Source organism: Aquabacterium sp. (assembly GCF_021768455.1).
Lineage (GTDB): Bacteria > Pseudomonadota > Gammaproteobacteria > Burkholderiales > Burkholderiaceae_C > Aquabacterium.
Map to the genome: position 1 here is coordinate 1 of NZ_JAIZVX010000219.1, position 4,743 is coordinate 4,743.

Consider the following 4,743-nt stretch of genomic DNA (forward strand, 5'->3'; position numbering starts at 1 on the left):
CGACCATGAACCTGTTCACCGCCCTGCGCGCCGCCTGGCCGGCCACCGACCAAGACCCCGCCATCCTCAGTGACGCCGGCACCTACACCTGGGCCGACCTCGACCGCGCCAGCGCCATGCTGGCCAACCTGCTGGAGAGCCTGCAGCTCAAAGGCGTGGACGGCCGCCCGGCCGTGGTGGCCGCGCACGTGGACAAATCGGTCGAATCCCTGCTGCTTTACCTGGCCACGCTGCGCGCCGGCCTGGTCTACCTGCCGCTGAACCCGGCCTACCGCGCGGCGGAGCTGGAGTACTTCGTGGTCGATGCCCGCCCCGCCGTGCTGGTCTGCCGCCCGGAAGACGAAGAGTGGGTGATCCCGGTGGCGGCCTATGGCGAGGTCGACCACCTCTTCACCCTGGGCACGCAGCGCAATGGCAGCCTGCTCAGCCACGCCAACCTCTACAGCGACGTGCACGCCCCTGCCGTGCTGGCCCCGCACGACCTGGCCGCCATCCTCTACACCTCGGGCACCACCGGTCGCGGCAAGGGCGCCTTGCTGACCCACGGCAACCTGCTGAGCAACGCGCGCACCCTGGCCCGTCTCTGGGATTGGCGACACGACGACTGCCTGGTCCACGCCCTGCCCATCTTCCACATCCACGGGCTCTTCGTGGCCTGCCACCTGGCCCTGCTGTCGGGCACGCCGCTGCGCTGGCTCAACGCCTTCCAGCCCCAGGCCGTGCTGGCACAGATCGAGGCCACACAGGGCCCGCGCGCCACCGTGTTCATGGGCGTGCCGACCATGTACGGCCGCCTGCTGGCCGAACCCGGCCTGACGCCCGAGGCCACGTCGGCCATGCGCCTGTTCGTGAGCGGCTCGGCACCGCTGCTCAGTGCCGCCTCGGAGGCCTTCACCCAGCGCACGGCGCACACCATCCTGGAGCGCTACGGCATGAGCGAGACCGGCATGCTGTGCTCCAACCCCTGCCGCGCCAGCGAGGGCCCGCGCCTGCCGGGCTCGGTGGGCCGCCCCTTGCCAGGCGTGGGCCTGCGCATCACCCACGACGACGGCCACACCCTGCCCCATGGCGAGACCGGTCATGTGGAGGTGCAAGGGCCCAACGTGTTCGTGGGCTACCTGGGCATGCCCGACAAGACGGCGGAGGCCTTCACCGACGATGGCTGGTTCCGAACCGGCGATGTGGGCCGCATCGATGCGCAAGGGTATGTGCACCTCGTGGGCCGCGCCAAGGACCTGATCATCTCGGGCGGCTTCAACGTCTACCCGGCCGAGGTGGAAGGGCACATCGACAAGCTGCACGGCGTGGCCGAATCGGCCGTGGTGGGCGTGCCCCACCCGGACTTCGGGGAAGGCGTGATCGCCATCGTCGTGGCCCAGCCCGGCCAGCAACCGGACGAGGCCACCATCGTGCAGTCGCTCAAGCAGACCATCGCCAACTTCAAGGTGCCCAAGCGCGTCTTCGTGGTCGACGAACTGCCGCGCAACGCCATGGGCAAGGTGCAGAAGAACCTGCTGCGCCAGGCCCACCAGCGCCTGTTTGCCTGACCCCCTGTCCACACCCCCACCCCAATGAAGCAGTTGAAGATCCTCGCGGCCATGGTGGCCGCCGCCCTGGGCCTGAGCGTCCTGATCGTCGGCATGGGCTCGCATGGCGGCGCCCCCGATGCCGCCAACGGCGCCTCCGCCGCCACCGCGGGCGCGACGCAGGCCGCCCTGCCCTGGCAGATCGAGCGCCTGCCCGATGGCCGCAGCCGCGTGCTGGGCCTCACCCTGTCACCCGAGGGGCAGTCCGGCGCCAGCACCCTGGCCGACGCCCGCGCCCACTGGGGCCCGGACACCGAGATCGCCGTGATCGCCGCCCCGAACGAAGACGGCACGCTGGAGGCCTTTGTGGACCCGGCCAACGCCGGTTTCGTCACGGGCAAGCTGGTGATCACGGCCCGGCTCTCTCCCGAGGCCATCCGCGGCATCAAGTCGCGCTCGCCCAAGGGCGAGTTCATGGAGAGCACGACCCGCAAATTCAAGATCGCGGCCGAAGACCTCTCCCAGGCCCTGGCCGCCCCCATCACGGCGCTGGGCTTCATCCCCCAGGCCAACCTGGACGAAGCCACCATCGTGGCCCGTTTTGGCGAGCCGGCCGAGCGCGTGCGCAGCAACGGCCACCTCACCCATTTCCTCTACCCGGCCCTGGGCCTGGACATCGCCCTCGACACCGAAGGCAAGGAAATCCTGCAGTACGTGGCGCCCGCCGATTTCAACCGGCTGGCCCAACCGCTCAGGGCCGCTTCAACAGCGCAGTGATTTCCTGGTCCTTGGCCTCCCACAGGCCATTGATCCAGGCCTGCAGGCGCTGGCGGTAGGCGGCATCGGTGCCGTCTTCGGCCACGTGCAGGTCTTCGGGGATGTGCGTCTGGCGGATGGTCACGATCACCTCGGGCAGGCGACCGGTCATCAGGTCGCTGAAGGTGGGCACACCCTGCGGGTAGACGATGGTCACGTCGACCAGGGTCTCCAGCTTGTCGCCCAGGGTTTCCAGGGCCATGGCGATGCCGCCCGTCTTGGGCTTGAGCAGATGCTGGTAGGGCGACTTCTGCTGGGCGTGCTTGGCGGGCGAGAAGCGGGTGCCCTCGAGGAAGGAGATCACCGAGGTCGGCACCACGCGGAACTTCTCGCAGGCCTTGCGGGCGGCGTCGAGGTCCTTGCGGGCCGAGCTGCCCCCCTTGCGGCGCATGAAGGGGAAATCGAGCGCCCACCAGGCCAGGCCGATGATGGGCACGTAGATCAGCTCGTGCTTGATGAAGAACTTCAGCAGCGGGATGCGGCCGTTGAAGGTGCGCTGCAGGACCAGGATGTCGACCCAGCTCTGGTGGTTGCTGCTGACCAAGTACCAGCCCTTGGGCTTGAAGTCGTCCAGGCCCTGCACACGCCATTGCGTGCGGCCCACCATGGCCATCCAGACCCCGTTGACGCTGATCCAGGCCTCGGCCACGCCGTTGATCAGCGGATCGACCAGGGCGCGCACGCCCTGGAACGGCAGCAGCAGCTTGAGCAGGGCCAGGGGCATCATCAGGGTGAAGCCCACCACCGTGTTGACGGCAATGACCACGGCCGCAAAGGCCCATTTCAAGGGGGAAAACAATCGATCGAGCATGGTGTCGTGTCACAGCCCGGCAAAAGGCCTGCGGGAAAATGCCAAGGCGCGATTATGGGCACATTGGCGAAGCCGCCCCCGGAATCGGTGCACCATGCACTGATCCGATCATCAAACTGTCACATCGCCATGGCAGCGTGGCGGGAGCGACCCGCTTTTTTTGCCCGAGACACCCATGACCCAGCCCCCCCTTGACGAAGCCATGCTGCGCCGCCTGCAGGATGACGTGATCGACAGCTACGACGAAGAACTCGAGATGGAGGTCGACGACCGCCTGCTCGACGGCGCCCTGGGCCTCACGCCCGAAGCCCGCGAGACCCGCCGCATGTACTTCCGCGAGCTGTTTCGCCTGCAGGGCGAACTGGTCAAGCTGCAGGACTGGGTGGTGCACACGGGCGAACGGGTGGTCATCGTGTTCGAAGGCCGCGATGCAGCGGGCAAGGGGGGCGCCATCAAGCGCATCACCCAGCGCCTGAACCCGCGCGTGTGCCGCGTGGCCGCCCTGCCCGCCCCCAACGACCGCGAAAAGACCCAGTGGTACTTTCAGCGCTACATCGCCCACCTGCCCGCGGCCGGCGAGATCGTGCTGTTCGACCGCAGCTGGTACAACCGCGCCGGTGTGGAGCGCGTCATGGGCTTTTGCACCGACGACGAGTACGAAGAGTTCTTCCGCTCCGTGCCCGAATTCGAAAAAATGCTGGTGCGCAGCGGCATCCGCCTGCACAAGTACTGGTTCTCGGTGACCGACGAGGAGCAGAACGCCCGCTTCCTGGGCCGCATCACCGACCCGCTCAAGCAATGGAAGCTCAGCCCCATGGACCTGGAATCCCGCCGCCGCTGGGAGGACTACACCCGGGCCAAGGAGATCATGCTGGAGCGCACCCACATCCCGGAGGCGCCATGGTGGGTGGTGCAGGCCGTCGACAAGAAACGCGCCCGCCTGAACCTGATCGACCACATGCTCAAGCAGTTCCCCTACTTCGAGATCGAGCACCCGGCCGTGGTCCTGCCTCCGCGTGAGCGCAACGAGGACTACGCCCGCCGCCCGGTGCCCGACAGCATGAACGTGCCCGAAATCTACTGACCGATCAGCCACCTGAAAGGTCGCGGCCTGAGGCCTCAGTCCTCGTCGGCCACCCAATCGCCCACGGGCTGGAACTGCTCGGTGCCGGGCGGGCGCTCGAAGGCCACACCCACAGGCTCCTGCAGAAACGGCACGATGGCCGGGTCGCAGCGCGCGATGTCGTTGAGGAAGTGCTGGCCCTGGTTGCCGTCTTTTTCCATGTAGGCATCGGTTTCGGTGCCCGAGAGAAAACGCCAGCCGCTGTCGTTGGCGTGCACCGGCGTCTCGCGGTACATGAAGCGCACGGCCAGGCCGTCGACGGTGACCTTGTCGGTGGCCATGCCTTGCGCCAGGCCCTCCACCAGGGTTTGCGGGTCGGCTTTCAGGTAGAGGTAGGGCTTCTTTTTCATGGCGGGATGATACGGGGCGGTGCAAGGTCTTCACGGTGCGCGACCGGCCCGATCTGGCCAAACGCGTTACGCTAGAGGGTTACACGCCCGATGCGGAGCCCCCTAGTGCTGAGCTGG

At 67.6% G+C, this 4,743-nt stretch carries 5 protein-coding genes; 3 read left to right on the forward strand and 2 right to left on the reverse strand.

Going from position 1 to position 4,743, the window contains the following annotated elements:
• Positions 1-5 precede the first annotated feature (5 nt).
• Together QZ994_RS18760 and QZ994_RS18765 are read left to right on the forward strand one after the other, a co-directional pair.
• On the forward strand, positions 6-1,547 hold the full coding sequence (locus QZ994_RS18760) for an AMP-binding protein (protein WP_290877284.1): 1,542 nt from the start codon (positions 6-8) through the stop codon (positions 1,545-1,547).
• 24 nt (positions 1,548-1,571) lie between these two features.
• A complete protein-coding gene (locus tag QZ994_RS18765; protein WP_290877272.1) occupies positions 1,572-2,303 on the forward strand; it encodes a hypothetical protein in 732 nt (243 codons plus the stop codon).
• Here QZ994_RS18765 and QZ994_RS18770 read toward each other — a convergent pair.
• Positions 2,278-3,153 carry an acyltransferase gene (locus QZ994_RS18770; RefSeq protein ID WP_290877275.1) on the reverse strand — a complete coding sequence of 292 codons (876 nt, stop codon included), beginning with the start codon at positions 3,151-3,153 and terminating at the stop codon, positions 2,278-2,280. The genes QZ994_RS18765 and QZ994_RS18770 overlap by 26 nt on opposite strands.
• A gap of 175 nt (positions 3,154-3,328) precedes the next feature.
• Here QZ994_RS18770 and ppk2 point away from each other — a divergent pair, with 175 nt between their 5' ends.
• Positions 3,329-4,237: a polyphosphate kinase 2 gene (gene ppk2, locus QZ994_RS18775; RefSeq protein ID WP_290877278.1), complete on the forward strand. Its 909-nt coding sequence runs from the start codon at positions 3,329-3,331 to the stop codon at positions 4,235-4,237.
• A gap of 35 nt (positions 4,238-4,272) precedes the next feature.
• Here the strand turns inward: ppk2 and QZ994_RS18780 are convergent, their stop codons facing one another.
• Positions 4,273-4,557 carry a DUF2185 domain-containing protein gene (locus tag QZ994_RS18780; protein WP_367172349.1) on the reverse strand — a complete coding sequence of 95 codons (285 nt, stop codon included), beginning with the start codon at positions 4,555-4,557 and terminating at the stop codon, positions 4,273-4,275.
• Positions 4,558-4,743 lie beyond the last annotated feature (186 nt).